Here is a 16473-nt window from a genome sequence, read left to right on the forward strand (position 1 = left end):
TCGGAATCAGAACAGCCGCATCAGCGCGAGGCCAGCCAACGTCAACGTAGCGGCCGCGGTTCGCACGCGGCTGAACGGCTCCTTGAGCACATACACGGCGATGATGCCGGCGAACACCACGCTCGTCTCGCGCACTGCCGCAACGAGGGCGATCGGAGCGACGGTCATCGCCCAGATCACGATCCAGTACGCCGCGAGCGACATCGCGCCGCCCGCGAACCCCGGCAGCAGGAAACGCCGCATCGGCGCCATGCCGGCCGGCCCGTAGCGATACAGGCAAAGCGTCAGCATCGGTAATACATCGAACACGAATAGCGTCGCCGCGTAGGAGTTCGGATTGCCGGCGACGCGTGCGCCTACGCCGTCGACGACCGTGTAGCCCGCGATCGTCACCGCCGTGAGCAGCGCGAAGCCGAGCGCGACACGGTTTTCAGATGCGGAGTGATGGCGGCCGCGCAGCGACAGCAGCAACACGCCGCTGCCGAGCAGCACGACTCCCGCGATGGCTCCCGCGCTCATCGTCTCGTGCAAGATCGTGACTGAGACGAGCGCGGTGATCAGCGGCGCGGAGCCGCGCGCGATCGGGTAGATCTGGCTCATGTCGGCACGACGGTATGCCTCGCTCAGACACACGTAGTAACCGAAATGAAGGGCCACCGATCCCGCCACCCAGGGCCACGCAGCAGGCCGAGCGAATCCGGTGAACGGGAGCGACGGCAGGGCGATCAGACCGCAGGCGATGCACAGCAGGGTCATCGCCAGAAAAGGATCGAGGCGCACCTTGATCACCGCGTTCCAGCCCGCATGCAAAAGCGCGGCCGACAGCACGGCGAAAAACACGGGAAGCGTCATCGTCATGCTAGCTGTGGCGATTGGCGATGATGACTTCCCAGCGCTGTTCGGCGCAGGCGCGGACGATGCCCGCGGGCGGCTCGGCGTCGACGATCAGTCCGGCGATATGCGGCACAGGCGCGATCAGCACGGGGGTCTGCTGTTCAAACTTGCTGTGGTCCGCGAGCACGTAAACCTTCTTGCCCGACTTCATCATCAGATGACGTTGCTCGGCGGCGAGTCGCGAGTAGTCGGTGAATTCGCCTTCGGGCGAGATGCCGCCCACGCCGACAAACACGAGATCGGCGCGGAAATGGCTGAGCGCGGTCATCGTCTCGACGCCGATAGCGGCTTCGTCGTTCGGGTCGATGTCGCCGCCGAGCACGACGACCTTCACCCCGGGCGCGCGGCACAGCATCAGCGCGATCGGCAGGCTGTTGGTGATAACGGTCAGGTCGCGATGATGCTGCAGCGCCTCGGCGAGGCCCAGCGTAGTCGAGCCTGAGTCGATCAGCACGACCATGCCATCCGCGACGAGTCGTGCGGCCGCGGCACCAATGGCCGCCTTGCCCAGCGCGTTGACCGCCTCGCGGCTTGCCAGCGACGGTTCGGCGACGGGCCGCTTCGCCGCGCCGCCGTGCACGAGATTCGCGCGGCCCTGTTCCGCGAGAATCTTCAGGTCGCGGCGGATCGTTTCGCGCGACACGCCGAGCGTCGCCGACAGGTTTGCGACGCTGACCGAGCCGCTCGCCTCGAGGCTTTGCACGATGTAGTCGATGCGCTCGATCGCGAGTCGGCGGTTCGGGTTCAATGAAGCGGGCACGGGCCCCGCTGAGCGGTTATCGAGCATGGTGTGGCTCTCCGTGCGCATCGTCGGCGGTGGCGTCGCTGGTTGGCTGGCAAGTTGCGTCGGGCAGACGGCGCAGGGGCCATCGATGCGCTGCCTCGCCCGGCCCTTCCGTCTCTTCTGCGAGGGCAGCGGTCATCGGCGCGTCCGTGCTGCCCGGATAGCGCACCTCTACGCGTGCCGCGGCGAAGATCTGGGCATAGTGCGCGTCGAGCGGCGCATCGGTGACCAGCACGTCGATCTCGTCGGCGTTCATCGCGCGCACCAGCGCGCTACGGCGTGTCGGGTTTCGGCCGTCACAATGCCACAAAATAACACATGTTTCCTCGCCGTTCGCGATTTTTATTGCGGTTCAATGCCCGCGGCCTCCGCTCGAAAAAGGCGAGGTGGGTAGGTGTCTCGCGGATTCCGGACATGCGTCAAAGCCCATTACCCCAAGGATTTGCGGCGAATTTTCACCTGTCCGCGCTCTCAGCAAACCTTCCGGCAACTTCCGGTTCATGTTGTTTTTTGTTTTTTTGTTGCAGTCCATGGCCACAGCATTTTCCACACATTGCCACACACTTGCAAAATGCGAGGTCGCCCGATGTGCACGGAAATCCCAAGCCATGTGGCTTCGCGCTGGTGTGCTTCTTCTCGGGTGTGCCGGTCATTCAGCACCTGCACACGCCCGGTTGCCGCAGCGTGACCAACGCGGCTGAGAGCGTCGTGGCGGCGGCACTCGCGGTGATGGACGGGCCGGCTCCAGAGGTGATCGTCTATCGCGACAGCATGGGCAGTTCGACGGGCTGCTCGTCGGCGAGAAAGACTGCTTCGCCGGATATCTCCCGTTGGGTGGCGCACGTTCGCATGACGAAGCGCGTGCGCGATTTCCATACTCACTCGCGGCACTACGCGCGGACGTGGCCTATGCCCAGTCATGGTGGTGCCGCTTGCCTGCAAGACTCACGACTTTGCGGAGCCCCGCCGAAGCGGGAGCCTGTTCGGGTTCTTACGGGTTGATCACTCTGCTACGGGGCGTGACTCGGGGATCGTCGCACATCCACGCGCAGCTACCTTTACAGATCGGAGTCAACTCGATTTCGATCTGGCGAACAGTCGGGCTACCGTCGCGGCGCTTCACAACATATCCCTCAGTAAGAGTTGTGGGATCGATCATGATGTACTCGCTCCTGATGCCAAGCTTCCTCAAATACGCTTTCACAACCTGACCACGGCGGTCTTGCAACTCTTCCAGATTGCGCTCACCAATATACGCGCCAGCCATAACAATCGCCTGAATCTGCACATTGGGCCACTTCTTTGCCTCACCTACGGCTCCCGCAATCGCACGTCGATCCGCCGTCGAAAGCGCGGTAGCGTTGAAGGGCAATTCAAGCGCTACGTTCTCTCCTATCGTGCATGCACGAACTGATCCAAAAAAGCAGAGCGAGATGGCGAGCAGTGCGGCCACGGCGCCAGCCCTGTAATTCAGCCTTCTACTCATGTGAGATTTACTCCGTCAAATGTTGCGATATAGCCGGTTATGTTGTCTGCGTTTCGGATAGCCTGATCCGGATGATTTTCGGCGAATATCCGTGCGCCCGATGCCTTATCGGTGTACACCCAGTCTTCTGAATTAAAAGTGTCGGTGAAGTGAGTGCATTCGTGAATTATTGTTTTTATCTTACAGGTGCTCCACAACTGACCAAATGGACTGCTGCAAAATTTGGAATAGACAGCGATGACACGCTTTTCCGAATCAGGTTTGCAGACTACGGCCTGATTGTCTCCCGTATCTGGCCTGACTGCACAGGACAGCTTCCTGTTTGTTTCGCTGTCAAATCGCACAACGCCCCTGGAAATCAGTGACATGTTCGGTCGTTGCGTGACACGACGCGCGATCTGCAACGCCGAAGTGCCCAAGGTAAAAGCCCCCGCCTAAGCGGGGCGAATTTCTATCTGATAGCCTTGCTCGTCGGCACTACGTGCGGATCGTCGCATAGTCGTTCACAGCCGCCGCTACAGATCGGGGTTAGTTCCACGACGATCTGCTCAATGTCCAATGTGCCGTCCGGGCGCTTTGCTACCATTTGATCCGTAAAAGTCTTGGGCTCGATTATGATATTTTCACTCCTGATACCAAGTTGTTTCAAATACGCTTTCACGTTCTCGGCACGATCTTTTTTTAGCTGTTCCAAATTGCCTTCGCTAATATAGGCACCGGCAATTACAACTGCCTGAATTTGCACTTCAGGCCATTGCCTTGCTGTAATCACTGCGTCTGCAATGGTCAGCCTATTTGCATTTGAAAGATCCGTGGTGCTGAATGGTAACTGGAGTCCCGCTACCTTTGAGATCGAGCATGCACTAGCTGATCCATAAAGACACATGGATATGATGGACACGGCAGCAATACGGCGGCTGAAATCTGGCATAGTACTCATGTCACTTCCCTGTCGAATGTTGCGATATAACCGGTGATGTTGTCCGCGTTGCGGATCGCTTCGTCGGGATGATTCTCCGCATATGTCTTGAGACCAGCTTCAGTGTCAGCATACACGCGGTCAAGGGAGTCAAAAGTGTCGGTAAAGTGAGTACATTCGTGGATTAGCGTTTTGATCTTACATTCTCGCCACAATGCGCCAAATTTGAAGCTACAAAACTTCGAATATATGGCAATAACGCGGTTCTGCGAGTCGGGCTTGCAAACAGCAGCCGCGTTGTCACCGTGGTCCGGTTTGGGTGAACATGTAAGACTCCTGTTCAGTTCGCTATCCCATCGCACAATTTTGTCTGGCACGAGTTCTTGCATCGCGGCGAGTAAGCGCGGCAGGCCAGCAGCCAGAGTGCTTCGGATTTCTTCGTCCGCGCGGGCGAAATAAATTTTGGCACGGTCTTGCTCTTTGGCGTCCCAGCGTGCTACTGCAGCAATGCGCTCCTTGATTAAGGATGCACCAGCATCGCGCGCCCGCATGACCTCTTTTCTAAACTCGTTATTACTCATGTTGGGGCAGATACGGGTCGTATTGATCACGACATTGGATATTGACCCAGGAGTTGTATTGGTAATGGCTGTGCCGACCTCGGTCCATTCTTCATTCTCGTCGGTCTTGAAATATTGGCTATTCTTTTTCAAAAATTCATTCATCATGTGTTCACCAGTGATGGAAGACTCACCTGCTTTCCACCCCTATTGCCCGGCAACTTCGATGGAAACCTGTTTTGCGTTATCTGTCGAAACACGCTGGGTACGCCCTTGGAAATCGGTGACACCTTTCGCGATGACCCTCGAACCGACGCGAATCCTGTAACGCACCCCCGCCTGTCGCTTGCCGGTGGAGTCTCTTAGCTCGAACTGCTCATTGAACCGTTTGGGGGCACGCCCGCGACAGTTGCACGCCCATGCGTAACCCAGCGCTTCGGCCATCGCGTAGCCGGATTTCAGCTCACGAACCCGGTCAAACGGAAAGGACTCGCCGGTTTCGGCGTTCAGGGCCGGTGCGTGCGGCATTGGCGGGAAGTTTGAGTAGATCGAATAGGTGATACGGCAAAGATCGCATTCTTCCTCGACTGTCCAATCCGTTCCACTGCTTTGCTGTTTAAGTCGCTCCATTGCACTCCGCAAGAGTTTTCAGGCGATACCTCGCGAATTAATCATCGAAACGGATCACGGTCAATCGCTTTAATTCGGGATAAGCCCGTTTTGACAACTGTTTACGATTGTTTCGGATATCTCGATTTCTATTGCATATTCCTGCCGGTGCAGGATTAAAAAAGGCGGCATTAAGCCGCCTTTATCGTCAGGAAGCGAAATGGTTAGTGCTGCGTCCATGAGGCGTCTATCGCCGCCAGCTTCGCGTTCACGCCTTCCATAGCGTCAGCGAGAATCGCTGCCACGTCCTCCGGTTTCAGTTGAAGCTAGGGGGAGCCTCTTGGCGTCGAGCGGCCTTCGACCCAGACCTCTTCGATATTCAGTTTGGGGTGGAGTACAACGTAGGGCGACAGCAGACGCAGGCGACCGGCCCACACGAAAGGTGCAATCCGGTCCGATCTGTCGAGCATCACCTACTTATCCGGCCGATGCCGCGGGACGCTGCTCAATGGCTGCTTCGTCGCTCTCTCGCACGGTCAATCTGTTCCTCACCGACTTGACACCGAGCACTGATCTCGCCGCATTGGCGGCGCGCGAGATCTGCCAGCTTTCCGGCACCGTCCCGGTGAGCGTAACGACGCCGTGGCTCGCCCTGATATGAATCTTTGAATCATCCATATCGGGTACGCGCCTGAGGGCCCGGCGAACGTCGCGAACTATCGAAGTATCCGGCTTGGGTCGAGGAGGTGAACCCGATGCCGCCACCTTTTGTGCAATCACGTCGGTCGTCGCGCTGAGACCGGGTTGCCCGTTCGCATAGGCCGAGCCACTCGCGATGGTCGCGACTAAGGTTGCGCCGATTATTCTGCTCGCATTGCTTTTATTCATGCTGCCTCCGTTGGGTTCTGTCGACCTTGCGGTTCAAGACAGAAAGATGGGGCGCGGCTCCGCCGTTCATAGCGTTAAGCATACCAACGCAGTCCAAGTCAGTTGCTACGATCCACGCAAAATCTGATCTCCGAGTCGAACGACTTCCTTGACCAGCAGATCCAGGTCGTCCCGACGGGTCCGGTGATTGCATATCGCGACCCTGAGGCAATGTACTCCTTGCACCGTTGTGTCGGACAACGCAGCGATACCGGCCTCCTGAAGCTGCAACATGATTTCGATGTTGAGAGCCTTTAAGGCTTCCTCTTCCATCTCGTTCTCTGGTCGATATCTGAAGCATACGATGTTGATGTTGGTCGGCACGACCAACTCGAGGCGTTGCTCAGAGACGATGAGCTCACTGAGGTAGCGACCCTGCGCGATGTTTTGGTCGATCAGACGGCCGAACTTCTCGACACCATGCTCTTTCAGAGCCATCCAGACTTTGAGCGCGCGGAAACCTCTGGACGTCTACAATCCATACTCGTATAACCAGGGAGCCGAAGCAATTCCACGCGGTGTCGGTTGCAGATATTCCGGAGTCAGCGCGAATGCGCCTCGATGCGCAGCGGCGTCGCGAACGAGCGCGCAGCCGACCTCAAACGGGGCGTGCAACCACTTATGAGGATCGAGCGCGATCGAATCAGCGCGCGCGATGCCCGCAACGCGATATGCATTGTCGGGTGCAATCGCAATCAGCGCGCCGATGCATCCGTCGACGTGTAGCCAGACGTCCTCTTCAGCGGCCAAATCGGCCAGCGCCATCAGATCGTCGATCGCGCCGGTATTGACGGTCCCTGCCGTCGCGATCACGCACGCAGGCTGAAACCCCGCAGCCCGGTCGTCTGCGATCGCATTGCGCAGAGCGGCAACGTCGATTCTCAACGCCGCGTCTGTCGGAATCCGCCGCAACGCCGTGTTTCCCAAGCCGAGCGACTCCATCGCCTTACGATGGCAGCTATGCATCTGATCCGAGCCGTAAAAGCGCAACGGCCGGTCGATGGCGGCTACACCATGCTCCCGCACGTCGATTCCGGCCTTCGCGTTGCGCGCCACAGTCAAGGCAATGATATTGGCCATTGAGCCGCCGCTGACCAATGTGCCGCTGGCCGAAGCGGGAAAGCCGACCATCTCCTTGCACCAGTCGACCACCTGCTGGTCCATCAAAGCCGCCGCATGATTGCCGCCACCCAGGTTGGAACCCTGAATGGCCGCCAGGAAGTCTCCCAGTGCCCCGGTGAAGTTGCTTGCGCCCATATACCAAGACCAGAAGCGAGGATGTATGTTGCCCAGTGGATAGGGCATCAAATTGTCGCCAAGCTCGTGATAGATGCTTTCCGCCGATGACGCCGAGCGTGGCAGCGGCTGCTCGAAGAAGGCCTTGGCATCCTCGGGCATGCTTTGCCACACTGGCCGGTCGCGAACGTCGCTCAGGTAGTCGACCGCATCGTCGACGATGCGGTGCGAGAGTGTGCGCAGCGCAGTCCAATCGTCCGGATCGAGCGTTTCCTCGGTACGTGGCTGCACGCCGTGCATAGGGAGCAAGCCGGCCGCGTCGTTCTTATCCATCACGGCACCTGTCGGGTTCAATGTTGAGCGAACAAGAATAACGCCAGCAGGAGACACAGGACGAACAAAGGATGCCTTTCAAACCAGTGGTGAACTCATCGTCCTCGATCCGCCTCGTCCGCGAGCGCAGCGTCGATGGTCTGGAGCGCATAAAGGAAACCCAGGCCGCCGCCCTCCTGCCGTAGCCGCCGCAGTTCCTTCAGCAGCGCGGGATCGCGATTGCCGGTTCCATACGAGACGAGCGCCCTTGCGCGCGCCACGAAAAAACCAGAAAAGGGCGATGGTTCGCGGCGCGCGTAGTCTTCAAGGGCCGCGGCATGATGCGCGGCCGCATCCCAGCGTTTGCGGTCGATGCATGCATCTATCGCATCGCGTCGAAACAGAAAGTGGTTATGGCTCACCGCTCCGGCCGCAAGCAAAGCTTCGCCTTCCGCGAGCGCCTGTGCGAAGACCACGGGGTCATCCGTCGTGCGCGCGAGCACGCCGAGATAAGCCGCGCCCAGGTAGTTCATGCCGGTCTCGCGGCTGATCGACAGCGCCGCTTCGATATCGGCGCGCGCTTCGCGCTGACGGCCGGTGACACGATGCATTTCCGCGCTAAATGCGAGCGCTTCACCTTCGAAGCGCCTCGATCTCAGCTCGCGCGCGCACTGTAGCGCAGGAGCGACGTGCTCCCACGCGCGATCCCACTCCGCGCGATCGTGCAGGCAGTGCCAGGCCGCGTGATGTGCGACGGCAAGCGCCCGGGGATGACCCACCTTCTGCGCCGCGGCGACGCTGGCGAGCGCGGCGTCGAGTGCGCTCGCGGCTTCGCCGGTAAACCATGTGGTGATGGCCCGCATCGGCAGATTGGCAACCTCGATCCGTCCGAAACCATGGCATTGGCAGAGTTCGATGCAGCGGCTAAAGGCGTCGTGGGCGCTGATCATCCGCCCGCGCATGTACTCTGCGTCTCCGAGGCCGCCAAGTGCGGCCGCCTCCTGTTCGGGGTCACGCGCGTCGCGCGCGAGGGCAAGGCTGCGTCCGTGTTCACGCACGCAACCGTCGATATCGCCGCGAGGAAAACACAGATTGCCGCGCAGGAAGTGAATGCGCGCCTGTTCGCGCACAAGGCCTTGGGCGGCTTCGGCGGCATGGTCGAGGTCGGCCCAGGCACCGTCCAGATCGTCGATGATCCGCTTCACAGTCGCCCGCCCGATCCATGCGCGGCAACGCTCCGCGTCGGTCGTCGCGAATTCGAGGGCGGTTTCGAACGCATGGAGCGCCGACTTCATGTCGCCGAGGTCGTGCAGGACGTCGCCACGCAGACACTCGAGTGCGGCGCGCTCGTTATGTTGATCGGCGAGCTCGAGCCCGCGTTCGACGAGCCGCAGCGCGGTTTCATGGTGATAGTCCGACGCCTGCGCGCGCGCCGCGTCGCAATAGGCGAGCGCTGCCCCGGGGTCTCCCGCGCGATCGAGATGCTCGGCCCGCAGCACGAGGTCGCGTTCGCCGTACCACTGTGCGGCGCGACGGTGCAACTCGCGGCGCCGGCTTTTCAGCAGCCCGTCATAAATGGCGTCGCGAATCAGTGCGTGATGGAAGATGAATCCGCTACCTTGTCGTCGTAACAGCAGACCGATCACTAGCGGCTCCAGCGCAGCGCCGGCATCGGCGCCGGCGTCCTCTCCATCGACGAGAAAATCGACTGCCTCCTTCTCAAACAACTGGCCGAGCACCGAGGCAGCCTGCAGCACCGTCTTATTGGCGGGATCGAGTCGATCCAGCCGCGCCTGCACGAGGCTTCGCACCGACCCGGGTACGCCTGTCCCTTGACCGTCCTGCGCGTCGTTCAGCAACTGTTCGAGAAACAGCGGATTGCCCGCCGCCCGTGCGATGCAGCGTCCCGCCAAATCGGCCTGCGCCCCGGGAAACGATCTGGCCATCGCATACGCGTCGCTGGCGCTCAGCGGACCCAGATCGATCAGTGAATACGGCTCGCCCATCGCCGCGCGCCACGGCTCTTTGCTCGAATCGCCGTGCGTTCGCGCGGTCAGCACGAGTACGGCCGGACATCCCGCCATGGTTGCCGACAGCCCGGCGAGGTCGCGAAGCGTCGATTCGTCCGACCAGTGAATGTCCTCGACGACAAGCACTCGAGGCTGCTGGCGGCTCGCGCGTTGGACGAGCCGGGTGAGGGCGTTGCGCCGGCCGCGAACGCGCATTTCGTTGTCCATGGCCTCGTAGACCGCCCGGTCCTCGAATTCCATCGGCACATCGACCAGATCTTCGAGAAAGAGCGCGTCGCCGGCGTCGATCAAACCGGTATCGAGCGCGCGCAAGACGCCGGCGGCATTCGCATCTCCATCAGTTGAACCGTCGGGCGCCAACATGCCGCGCACGAGAGACTGAATTGCGCCACGTCCGGTTGACGCACCGAAGTCGAGCACGAGGCCCGTATGAGAAAGGAATCCTGACTCCCGTGCCTCGCGTTCGAATTCCTCGACCAGCCGCGTTTTGCCGATTCCGGCCTCACCGCGCAACAGAACGGTGCGTCCGACGCCGGTCTCACGGCACGAATCGAGCACGGATCGAAACTGTTGCATCTCATGATGCCGGCCGACCAACGGCCGGCCCGGGCGTGAGCGCAGCAGGCCGGCAATAGACCACGCCGTGACCGCTTCCGCGAAGCCTTTGACCGACAACGCGCCGCGTTCGACGCAGTCGAGGCGGTCAGCCAGCGGGCGTCGCACGGTTTCCGATATCAGGATTTGCCCGGGCTCGGCCGCATCGGTGAGACGCGACGCGAGGTTGACCGTGTCGCCGGTGACGGTGTATTCGCGGTGAGTCGCGCTGCCGGTGCCGCTTGCGACGACTTCGCCGCCGGCTATGCCGATATGCACGGAGACCGGGCGGCCGATAGAGCGCGACAGGCCGGGCATCCGGTCCCTAATCGCGAGTGCCGCCCGCACGGCGCGTTCGACGTCATTTCCATGCGAGACCGGCGCGCCGAATACGGCCATCACGCAGTCGCCGACATGCTTGTCGACGTGCCCGCCGTGCTGCTCGATGGTGCGGTCTGCCTGCTCGAAGTAGCGTTCGAGCACGGCGAGTACTTCCTCCGCGTCGACTTCACGGCTCATCTGCGTGAAGCCGGCCAGATCGGCGAAAAGGACGGCGACTTGCCGTCGTTCGCCCTTCGCCTCGGCTGGGCTCGCGGCGCCGTGCCGGGGTTCGCTTCGCGTCCGCAATTCAGTCAACGCGGCGAGCAGTTTGCGGCGATGACCTACCGACGCTATACCCAGTTCTTTCAGATCTTCCGCGGTGAGATTGTAGAGCACGTCGGCGTCGATGGCGTTTTCGCGAAACACCGGTTCATACCGCTCCATTCCGAGGCTGTGCAGCCATACGGCGACGTCCACGAGCCCTCCTGACAGGAAGGTTTCGAATCCGTCAAAGATAGCACGCGGTTACACCGCGCCCGACCCGCGCTTCGAGCGTGCCAACGCCAGCGCCAGCCTTGCGCCGACCTCGGCATTGTGTTTTACGAGCGCGATGTTTGTCGCCAGGCTGCGCCCGCCTGTCAACGCCTTGATGCGCGCCAGCAGGAAGGGGGTGACGGCCTTACCGGTGATTCCTTGCGCAGCGGCATCGCCGAGCGCCTGGCGAGTCAGCGCGTCGATCTCTTCGGCCGACATCGCTGCCGCTTCCGGCACTGGCGTGCTCAACACCACACCGCCGTCGAGGCCGAGGTCCCACTTGGTGCGGATGAAGCGTGCCTGCTCCGCCGCGTCGTCCAGCCTGAAGTCCGCGCGAAAGCCGCTGTCACGCGTGTAGAACGCCGCAAAATTGTCCTGTTCGCAACTGAGCACCGGCACGCCGTGGGTTTCCAGGTATTCCAGCGTGAGGCCGATGTCCAGGATGGACTTCGCACCGGCGCAGATCACCGCCACCGAGGTCTTCGCCAGTTCCTGCAGGTCGGCCGAGATGTCGAAGGTGTCCTGGGCGCCTCGATGTACGCCGCCAATGCCGCCGGTGACGAAGACCTCGATGCCGGCCAACGCCGCGCAGATCATCGTGCCAGCCACGGTCGTGGCGCCCAGGCCGCCGCCAGCCAGCACCGCCGGCAGGTCACGGCGGCTGACCTTATGCACGTGGTCGGAACGGCCGATCATTTCCAGTTCGTCATCCGAAAGGCCGATGTGGATTCGGCCGCCAATCAGCGCGATCGTCGCCGGCTCGGCGCCCGCGTCACGGATCAACGCCTCCACTTCGCGCGCGGTGCGAACGTTCTCCGGGTAGGGCATGCCATGCGCGATGATGGTCGATTCCAGCGCCACGAGCGGGTGACCGGCGGCCTGCGCAGCGGCCGCAGGCGCGCTCCAGGTCAACCAGGAGCGTGCAAGGTTGGCAACCATGTCGATCCTTTCGCGGGGCGATTCACCGAAGTATGCGGTACGAAACCGGGTTAGGCGTCCGTGTGTCCCCGGCGCCTTAAAACGACATGCGTGGCTTTGTCCGACGCTACGAATTCAACGCATTCGTACCCCAGAGCCCGCAAGTCGATCCCTTCGAACAGCGATTCTCCCCGGCCGAGCAGGACCGGCGCGATGGCAATGTGCAGTTCGTCGATGAGGCCCTCGCGGAGATACTGCCGGATTGTCTGCGGCCCACCGCCGATCCGCACGTCCATTCCGGCAGCGGCCTCGCGGGCGCGGTCGAGCGCCTCGCGAATGCCCCCTGTGATGAAGTGGAACGTCGTGCCGCCTTTCATCTCGATCGGGGCACGCGGATGATGGGTCAGGACGAAGACCGGGACGTGATACGGCGGACTGTCTCCCCACCATCCTTTCCAATTGGTGTCCGGCCACTCCCCACGAATGGGGCCGAACATGTTCCTGCCAAGAATCCAGGCCCCGACATTCTCAAAGCCACGGGCGGCGAAATCATCGTTAACGCCGGTCGTACCGCCGTCCTTGCCGAACAAGGCCCGCTGGAACGTGCGGGTTGGGACTAGCCACTGATGCAATTCCGTCCCGCCAACGCCGAGCGGATTGTCAATGTCCTGATTCGGGCCTGCACCGTATCCGTCGAGCGAGATGGTGAAGCCCTGAACGCGAACGCGTGTCATCGTTTCCCTCCGATTGGACGCCTAACGTAATGTGGACTGTAAATCTGCATGGTTGCCGGAACTACGCGAAATTGTCGGGCAGCAGATTTATGCTTAACCATACGTGTTTAAGAGAATTTCCTGAATTTGCAAGCTGGCATACAGCAGTGATCGTCCGCCCACAGTATTGCCTGCGGCAGGCGTACGATAAACAGCATCGTCCCGTTGGCGGGCGGCTTGATTGATGGAGGATCGAGATGAGACGCCTTTATTTCCTCGCACCCGACACGACGACGGCGAAGGCGATCGTAGACGACTTGCTGCGGTCGCGCATCACATGGCGGCATATCCATGTTCTCGCGAATCACAGCGTCGCACTCGAAGAGTTACCCGAGGCAACTTTGCTGCAAAGCAGCGACGTCGTGCACTCGCTCGAACGCGGCGTGGCGCTCGGCGGTGCGACTGGAGCGCTCGTTGGCCTCGTGGCGCTGGCGTTTCCTCCCGCGGAGCTCGCCATTGCGGGCGGAGCCGTCGTCGCATTGACGTTGGCGGGAGCCGGCTTCGGGGCCTGGACGGCCGCGATGATCGGCGTCGGCGAACCGAACGCACAACTCGAGCGTTTTCGCGGCGCCATACGCGACGGCCAGTTCCTGATCATGGCCGACGTGCCTGGATCACGAGAAGAGGAGATCGAGCAGATGGTCGCGCAGCATGTACCGAAGGCCGATCTGGAGGGCGCGGAACCCACCACACCGATCTTCCCGTGAGCAGCGGCTGAGACGAGGCCAACGGCGTCGGCCGGATGGGTAACGAAGGCGTCTCGGCCGATGCCGTTGCGGGTTGCTTTCGTTAGAATCTGTTTTCGATTCTTTTACTCGTCAATTACAGGAGGCGGACGTGCCAGGTTTACTTCCCGATGTCGACCCCGAGGGACTCCTCGAATATTCGGTCGTGTACACCGACCGATCGATCAATCATATGTCGGAGCTCTTTCAAGGCGTCGTACGCGATATCTCCGGCGCCCTGAAAAAAGTCTACAACGCGAAGTCGGCCGTAATCGTCCCGGGCAGCGGCACGTTCGGCATGGAAGCCGTCGCCCGGCAGTTCGCGACGAATAGGAAGTGTCTGGTCATCCGCAATGGCTGGTTCAGCTACCGCTGGTCGCAAATTTTCGACATGGGCGGCATTCCGTCCGAATCGATCGTGTTGAAGGCCCGTCCGGTCGGCCAACAAAGGCAGGCCGCCTATGCACCGGCTCCGATCGAAGAAGTGGTCGCCGCGATCAAGGAGCACAAGCCGGATCTGGTGTTCGCGCCGCATGTGGAAACCGCATCCGGAATGATGCTGCCCGATGCCTATATGCGCGCGGTGTCCGACGCCGTGCATGCGGTCGGCGGCATGTTCGTTCTCGACTGCATTGCCTCCGGCACGATTTGGGTGGACATGCAGGCCAGTGGCATCGATGTGCTGATCAGCGCACCGCAAAAAGGATGGAGCGCGTCACCTTGCTGCGCCATGGTCATGCTCAGCCCGCTCGCCCGCGAACGAATCGACGCGACGACCAGCACCAGCTTCGCCTGTGATCTTCGCAAGTGGCTGCAGATCATGGAAGTCTACGAGAACGGCGGGTTCGCGTACCACGCCACGATGCCGACGGACAGTCTCGCGACGCTGCGCGACGTCATGAAGGAAACCGAAGCATATGGCTTGGACAAAGTGAGAGCCGAGCAGCTTGAACTCGGCAAGCGCATTCGCTCACTGCTGAGTGATAAAGGCTTCAAAAGCGTGGCGGCCGAAGGTTTTCAGGCTCCGGGCGTCGTGGTCTGCTATACGGACGATGACGGCATACGATCCGGCAAGAAGTTCGCCGATGCCGGTTTGCAGATCGCGGCCGGCGTTCCTCTTCAATGCGACGAGCCTGAAGACTTCAAAACCTTCCGCGTCGGATTATTCGGCCTGGACAAACTGCATGACGTCGAGGGTTCGGTCGCCAGGTTCGCCAAGGCGCTGGACCTTATTGTCTAGAGCGTCTTTCCGAAGCATGTGCGCATGGCTCGCCTTCGCAGCCGCATCGGCGGGAGCACTCCGGAGCCTGCCGGAATAGCTATGCGCACTCTGGATCGTGACAACACACGCAAATCTTGTTTCCCTCTGGGTCGCGAAAATACGCCCCGTAATAGTTCGGGTGATAGTGCGCGCGCAAACCGGGAGGGCCTTCGCAAGAACCTGAATGTGCCAGCGCGGTAGCGTATGCGTTGTCGACTGAACGACGATCAGGCGCAAGCAATGCCACCATCTGGCCGTTCCCGTGTTCTGCGGGGTTGCCATCATATGGCCTGCCGATAAGTAAAAGCGGACGCGGCATACCCACAGCCATCCAACCAGCCCACGGTCTATCTGGCCCGCAAAACTTCAGTTGATGTCCCAACTCGCTCATGACAGCCGAATAGAACTTCAACGCGCGGTCAAAGTCATTCACTCCAACGAATACATGCGAAATCATCCTGCTGCGTTCCTGTTCGAGAGTCGCGATCTCTGTTCACGTTAGCACGCGGAGTTGCGCTCGACCAATCAGGCGTCCGCGAGTGCCGCGCCTGCGAGTGACAACCCGGAAGCTTCGATTAATGAATCTGTAATAGCAAGCGACAGAACCGTGCACGCATGCCCCATATTGGACGGACAACAGGAAAGCGCGCTCGCGCATGGTGCCTGGGTACATGCCGCATACCGCGAAGAAGCCTTCTGACAGTCCCGCCATTCAATCCCGCTCCGTCTCTCACGGCATCCATCTGATCGCCGCAAACCCAACGCGCGGCTCCTCCGATAACTCTCCCGCTCCAATACCGTTCGTGCGAATGGCATGACAGTTGCTTTGAACGTCCCCGCGCGCTGAGCCACCGTCAACGGCGGCCAGCATCGGGATGGGCGATCAACGGAGAGGCAAATTGAAACTAATAAGTGCGGTCATCAAGCCATTCAAGCTTGATGAGGTTCGTGAAGCCTTGTCATCGCTTGGCGTCTCTGGAATCACGGTAACGGAGGTCAAGGGCTTTGGGCGTCAGAAGGGCCATACGGAGATGTATCGGGGCGCGGAGTACGTCGTCGATTTCCTGCCGAAAGTGAAGATTGAGGTCGCCGTCCCGGATGACATCGTCGATCAGGCTATCGAAGCGATCGAGCGTGCGGCGCGCACTGGAAAGATTGGTGACGGCAAGATCTTCGTCACACCGATCGAGCAGGTGATCCGGATCCGCACCGGCGAGACCGGCGCCGACGCCCTATAAAGACACTGGGATAAGAGGAAAGAGAGATGCGCAAACTGTTGATGACTTTGTTGATGGCGGGCTCGTTGCTCGCGGGCGGGCTGAGCCCCGCATTCGCGCAAGACGCGTCGGCACCCGCGGCCGCCTCCGCGCCGGTCGCGCAAGCGTCCGCGGCTCCCGCGGCGGATGCCGCTGCATCGGCGCCGGCCGCGCCGACCGCACCGTTCTCGGTCGATTCGTCGAAGATCAACTCCGGCGACACCGCGTGGATGCTGACTTCCACCGCGCTGGTGCTGTTCATGACGATCCCGGGCCTCGCACTGTTCTACGGCGGCATGGTCCGCAAGAAGAACGTGCTCGCGACGCTGATGCA

The 16473-nt window shown here is 60.9% G+C and carries 16 protein-coding genes and 2 pseudogenes; 4 read left to right on the forward strand and 14 right to left on the reverse strand.

Going from position 1 to position 16473, the window contains the following annotated elements; genetic code table 11:
• Nucleotides 1–6: 6 nt before the first annotated feature.
• From AB3X95_RS37335 to AB3X95_RS37395, 13 genes and pseudogenes are all read right to left on the reverse strand, one after another.
• Complete coding sequence (locus AB3X95_RS37335) at nt 7–858, reverse strand: EamA family transporter (RefSeq protein WP_176123543.1); 852 nt, start codon at nt 856–858, stop codon at nt 7–9.
• A 1-nt stretch (nt 859) separates the two neighbouring features.
• Nucleotides 860–1681, reverse strand: a complete 822-nt coding sequence (locus tag AB3X95_RS37340) for a DeoR/GlpR family DNA-binding transcription regulator (protein ID WP_368623885.1) — start codon at nt 1679–1681, stop codon at nt 860–862.
• Nucleotides 1671–1934 carry a hypothetical protein gene (locus AB3X95_RS37345; RefSeq protein ID WP_368623886.1) on the reverse strand — a complete coding sequence of 88 codons (264 nt, stop codon included), beginning with the start codon at nt 1932–1934 and terminating at the stop codon, nt 1671–1673. The genes AB3X95_RS37340 and AB3X95_RS37345 overlap by 11 nt, the downstream gene beginning before the upstream one ends.
• 735 nt (nt 1935–2669) lie before the next feature.
• The gene (locus AB3X95_RS37350) at nt 2670–3164 is read right to left on the reverse strand and encodes a hypothetical protein (protein WP_176366758.1); all 495 of its coding nucleotides are present in this window, start codon (nt 3162–3164) and stop codon (nt 2670–2672) included.
• Nucleotides 3161–3532: a M35 family metallo-endopeptidase gene (locus AB3X95_RS37355; RefSeq protein ID WP_255215052.1), complete on the reverse strand. Its 372-nt coding sequence runs from the start codon at nt 3530–3532 to the stop codon at nt 3161–3163. Before AB3X95_RS37355 ends, AB3X95_RS37350 begins: the two co-directional genes overlap by 4 nt.
• An 83-nt stretch (nt 3533–3615) precedes the next feature.
• Nucleotides 3616–4104, reverse strand: a complete 489-nt coding sequence (locus tag AB3X95_RS37360) for a hypothetical protein (protein ID WP_217910747.1) — start codon at nt 4102–4104, stop codon at nt 3616–3618.
• Complete coding sequence (locus tag AB3X95_RS37365) at nt 4101–4811, reverse strand: M35 family metallo-endopeptidase (RefSeq protein WP_255215051.1); 711 nt, start codon at nt 4809–4811, stop codon at nt 4101–4103. The genes AB3X95_RS37360 and AB3X95_RS37365 overlap by 4 nt, the downstream gene beginning before the upstream one ends.
• Nucleotides 4812–4850: 39 nt before the next feature.
• Nucleotides 4851–5273 (reverse strand): hypothetical protein, encoded by a 423-nt coding sequence (locus AB3X95_RS37370; protein WP_176366757.1) that lies wholly within the window; start codon nt 5271–5273, stop codon nt 4851–4853.
• 456 nt (nt 5274–5729) lie between these two features.
• Complete coding sequence (locus tag AB3X95_RS37375; protein ID WP_184227740.1) at nt 5730–6140, reverse strand: BON domain-containing protein; 411 nt, start codon at nt 6138–6140, stop codon at nt 5730–5732.
• A gap of 105 nt (nt 6141–6245) precedes the next feature.
• Nucleotides 6246–7748: pseudogene (locus AB3X95_RS37380) on the reverse strand (aspartate aminotransferase family protein).
• Nucleotides 7749–7843: 95 nt separating this feature from the next.
• The gene (locus tag AB3X95_RS37385; RefSeq protein ID WP_368623887.1) at nt 7844–11149 is read right to left on the reverse strand and encodes an adenylate/guanylate cyclase domain-containing protein; all 3306 of its coding nucleotides are present in this window, start codon (nt 11147–11149) and stop codon (nt 7844–7846) included.
• A gap of 48 nt (nt 11150–11197) precedes the next feature.
• Nucleotides 11198–12145, reverse strand: coding sequence for a pseudouridine-5'-phosphate glycosidase (locus AB3X95_RS37390; protein WP_176366753.1), 948 nt, complete (start codon nt 12143–12145; stop codon nt 11198–11200).
• Nucleotides 12146–12195: 50 nt separating this feature from the next.
• Nucleotides 12196–12858 carry a dihydrofolate reductase family protein gene (locus tag AB3X95_RS37395; protein ID WP_176366752.1) on the reverse strand — a complete coding sequence of 221 codons (663 nt, stop codon included), beginning with the start codon at nt 12856–12858 and terminating at the stop codon, nt 12196–12198.
• A 236-nt stretch (nt 12859–13094) separates the two neighbouring features.
• On the opposite strand from AB3X95_RS37395, the gene AB3X95_RS37400 reads away from it, so the two are divergent.
• A complete protein-coding gene (locus tag AB3X95_RS37400) occupies nt 13095–13604 on the forward strand; it encodes a DUF1269 domain-containing protein (RefSeq protein WP_176111848.1) in 510 nt (169 codons plus the stop codon).
• Nucleotides 13605–13734: 130 nt separating this feature from the next.
• Complete coding sequence (locus tag AB3X95_RS37405; protein ID WP_368623888.1) at nt 13735–14862, forward strand: aminotransferase class V-fold PLP-dependent enzyme; 1128 nt, start codon at nt 13735–13737, stop codon at nt 14860–14862.
• Nucleotides 14863–14941: 79 nt separating this feature from the next.
• Here AB3X95_RS37405 and AB3X95_RS37410 read toward each other — a convergent pair whose 3' ends face one another.
• Entirely contained in the window at nt 14942–15340 is a 399-nt protein-coding gene (locus AB3X95_RS37410) for a VOC family protein (protein WP_368623889.1), read from the reverse strand.
• A 442-nt stretch (nt 15341–15782) separates the two neighbouring features.
• Between AB3X95_RS37410 and AB3X95_RS37415 the strand changes: the two genes are divergently transcribed.
• Nucleotides 15783–16121 carry a P-II family nitrogen regulator gene (locus AB3X95_RS37415; RefSeq protein ID WP_176370176.1) on the forward strand — a complete coding sequence of 113 codons (339 nt, stop codon included), beginning with the start codon at nt 15783–15785 and terminating at the stop codon, nt 16119–16121.
• Between the two features lie 26 nt (nt 16122–16147).
• Nucleotides 16148–16473, forward strand: a pseudogene (locus AB3X95_RS37420) (ammonium transporter); the annotation flags it as partial.

Origin of the sequence: Paraburkholderia sp. BR13444, from assembly GCF_040948755.1 — a bacterium.
Taxonomy (GTDB): domain Bacteria; phylum Pseudomonadota; class Gammaproteobacteria; order Burkholderiales; family Burkholderiaceae; genus Paraburkholderia; species Paraburkholderia youngii.

Coding starts and splice junctions, on each gene's coding strand:
- AB3X95_RS37335 (WP_176123543.1), bottom strand. CDS start 858: ATGACGATGACGCTTCCCGTGTTTTTCGCCGTGCTGTCGGCCGCGCTT.
- AB3X95_RS37340 (WP_368623885.1), bottom strand. CDS start 1,681: ATGCTCGATAACCGCTCAGCGGGGCCCGTGCCCGCTTCATTGAACCCG.
- AB3X95_RS37345 (WP_368623886.1), bottom strand. CDS start 1,934: ATGAACGCCGACGAGATCGACGTGCTGGTCACCGATGCGCCGCTCGAC.
- AB3X95_RS37350 (WP_176366758.1), bottom strand. CDS start 3,164: ATGAGTAGAAGGCTGAATTACAGGGCTGGCGCCGTGGCCGCACTGCTC.
- AB3X95_RS37355 (WP_255215052.1), bottom strand. CDS start 3,532: ATGTCACTGATTTCCAGGGGCGTTGTGCGATTTGACAGCGAAACAAAC.
- AB3X95_RS37360 (WP_217910747.1), bottom strand. CDS start 4,104: ATGAGTACTATGCCAGATTTCAGCCGCCGTATTGCTGCCGTGTCCATC.
- AB3X95_RS37365 (WP_255215051.1), bottom strand. CDS start 4,811: ATGATGAATGAATTTTTGAAAAAGAATAGCCAATATTTCAAGACCGAC.
- AB3X95_RS37370 (WP_176366757.1), bottom strand. CDS start 5,273: ATGGAGCGACTTAAACAGCAAAGCAGTGGAACGGATTGGACAGTCGAG.
- AB3X95_RS37375 (WP_184227740.1), bottom strand. CDS start 6,140: ATGAATAAAAGCAATGCGAGCAGAATAATCGGCGCAACCTTAGTCGCG.
- AB3X95_RS37390 (WP_176366753.1), bottom strand. CDS start 12,145: ATGGTTGCCAACCTTGCACGCTCCTGGTTGACCTGGAGCGCGCCTGCG.
- AB3X95_RS37395 (WP_176366752.1), bottom strand. CDS start 12,858: ATGACACGCGTTCGCGTTCAGGGCTTCACCATCTCGCTCGACGGATAC.
- AB3X95_RS37400 (WP_176111848.1), top strand. CDS start 13,095: ATGAGACGCCTTTATTTCCTCGCACCCGACACGACGACGGCGAAGGCG.
- AB3X95_RS37410 (WP_368623889.1), bottom strand. CDS start 15,340: ATGATTTCGCATGTATTCGTTGGAGTGAATGACTTTGACCGCGCGTTG.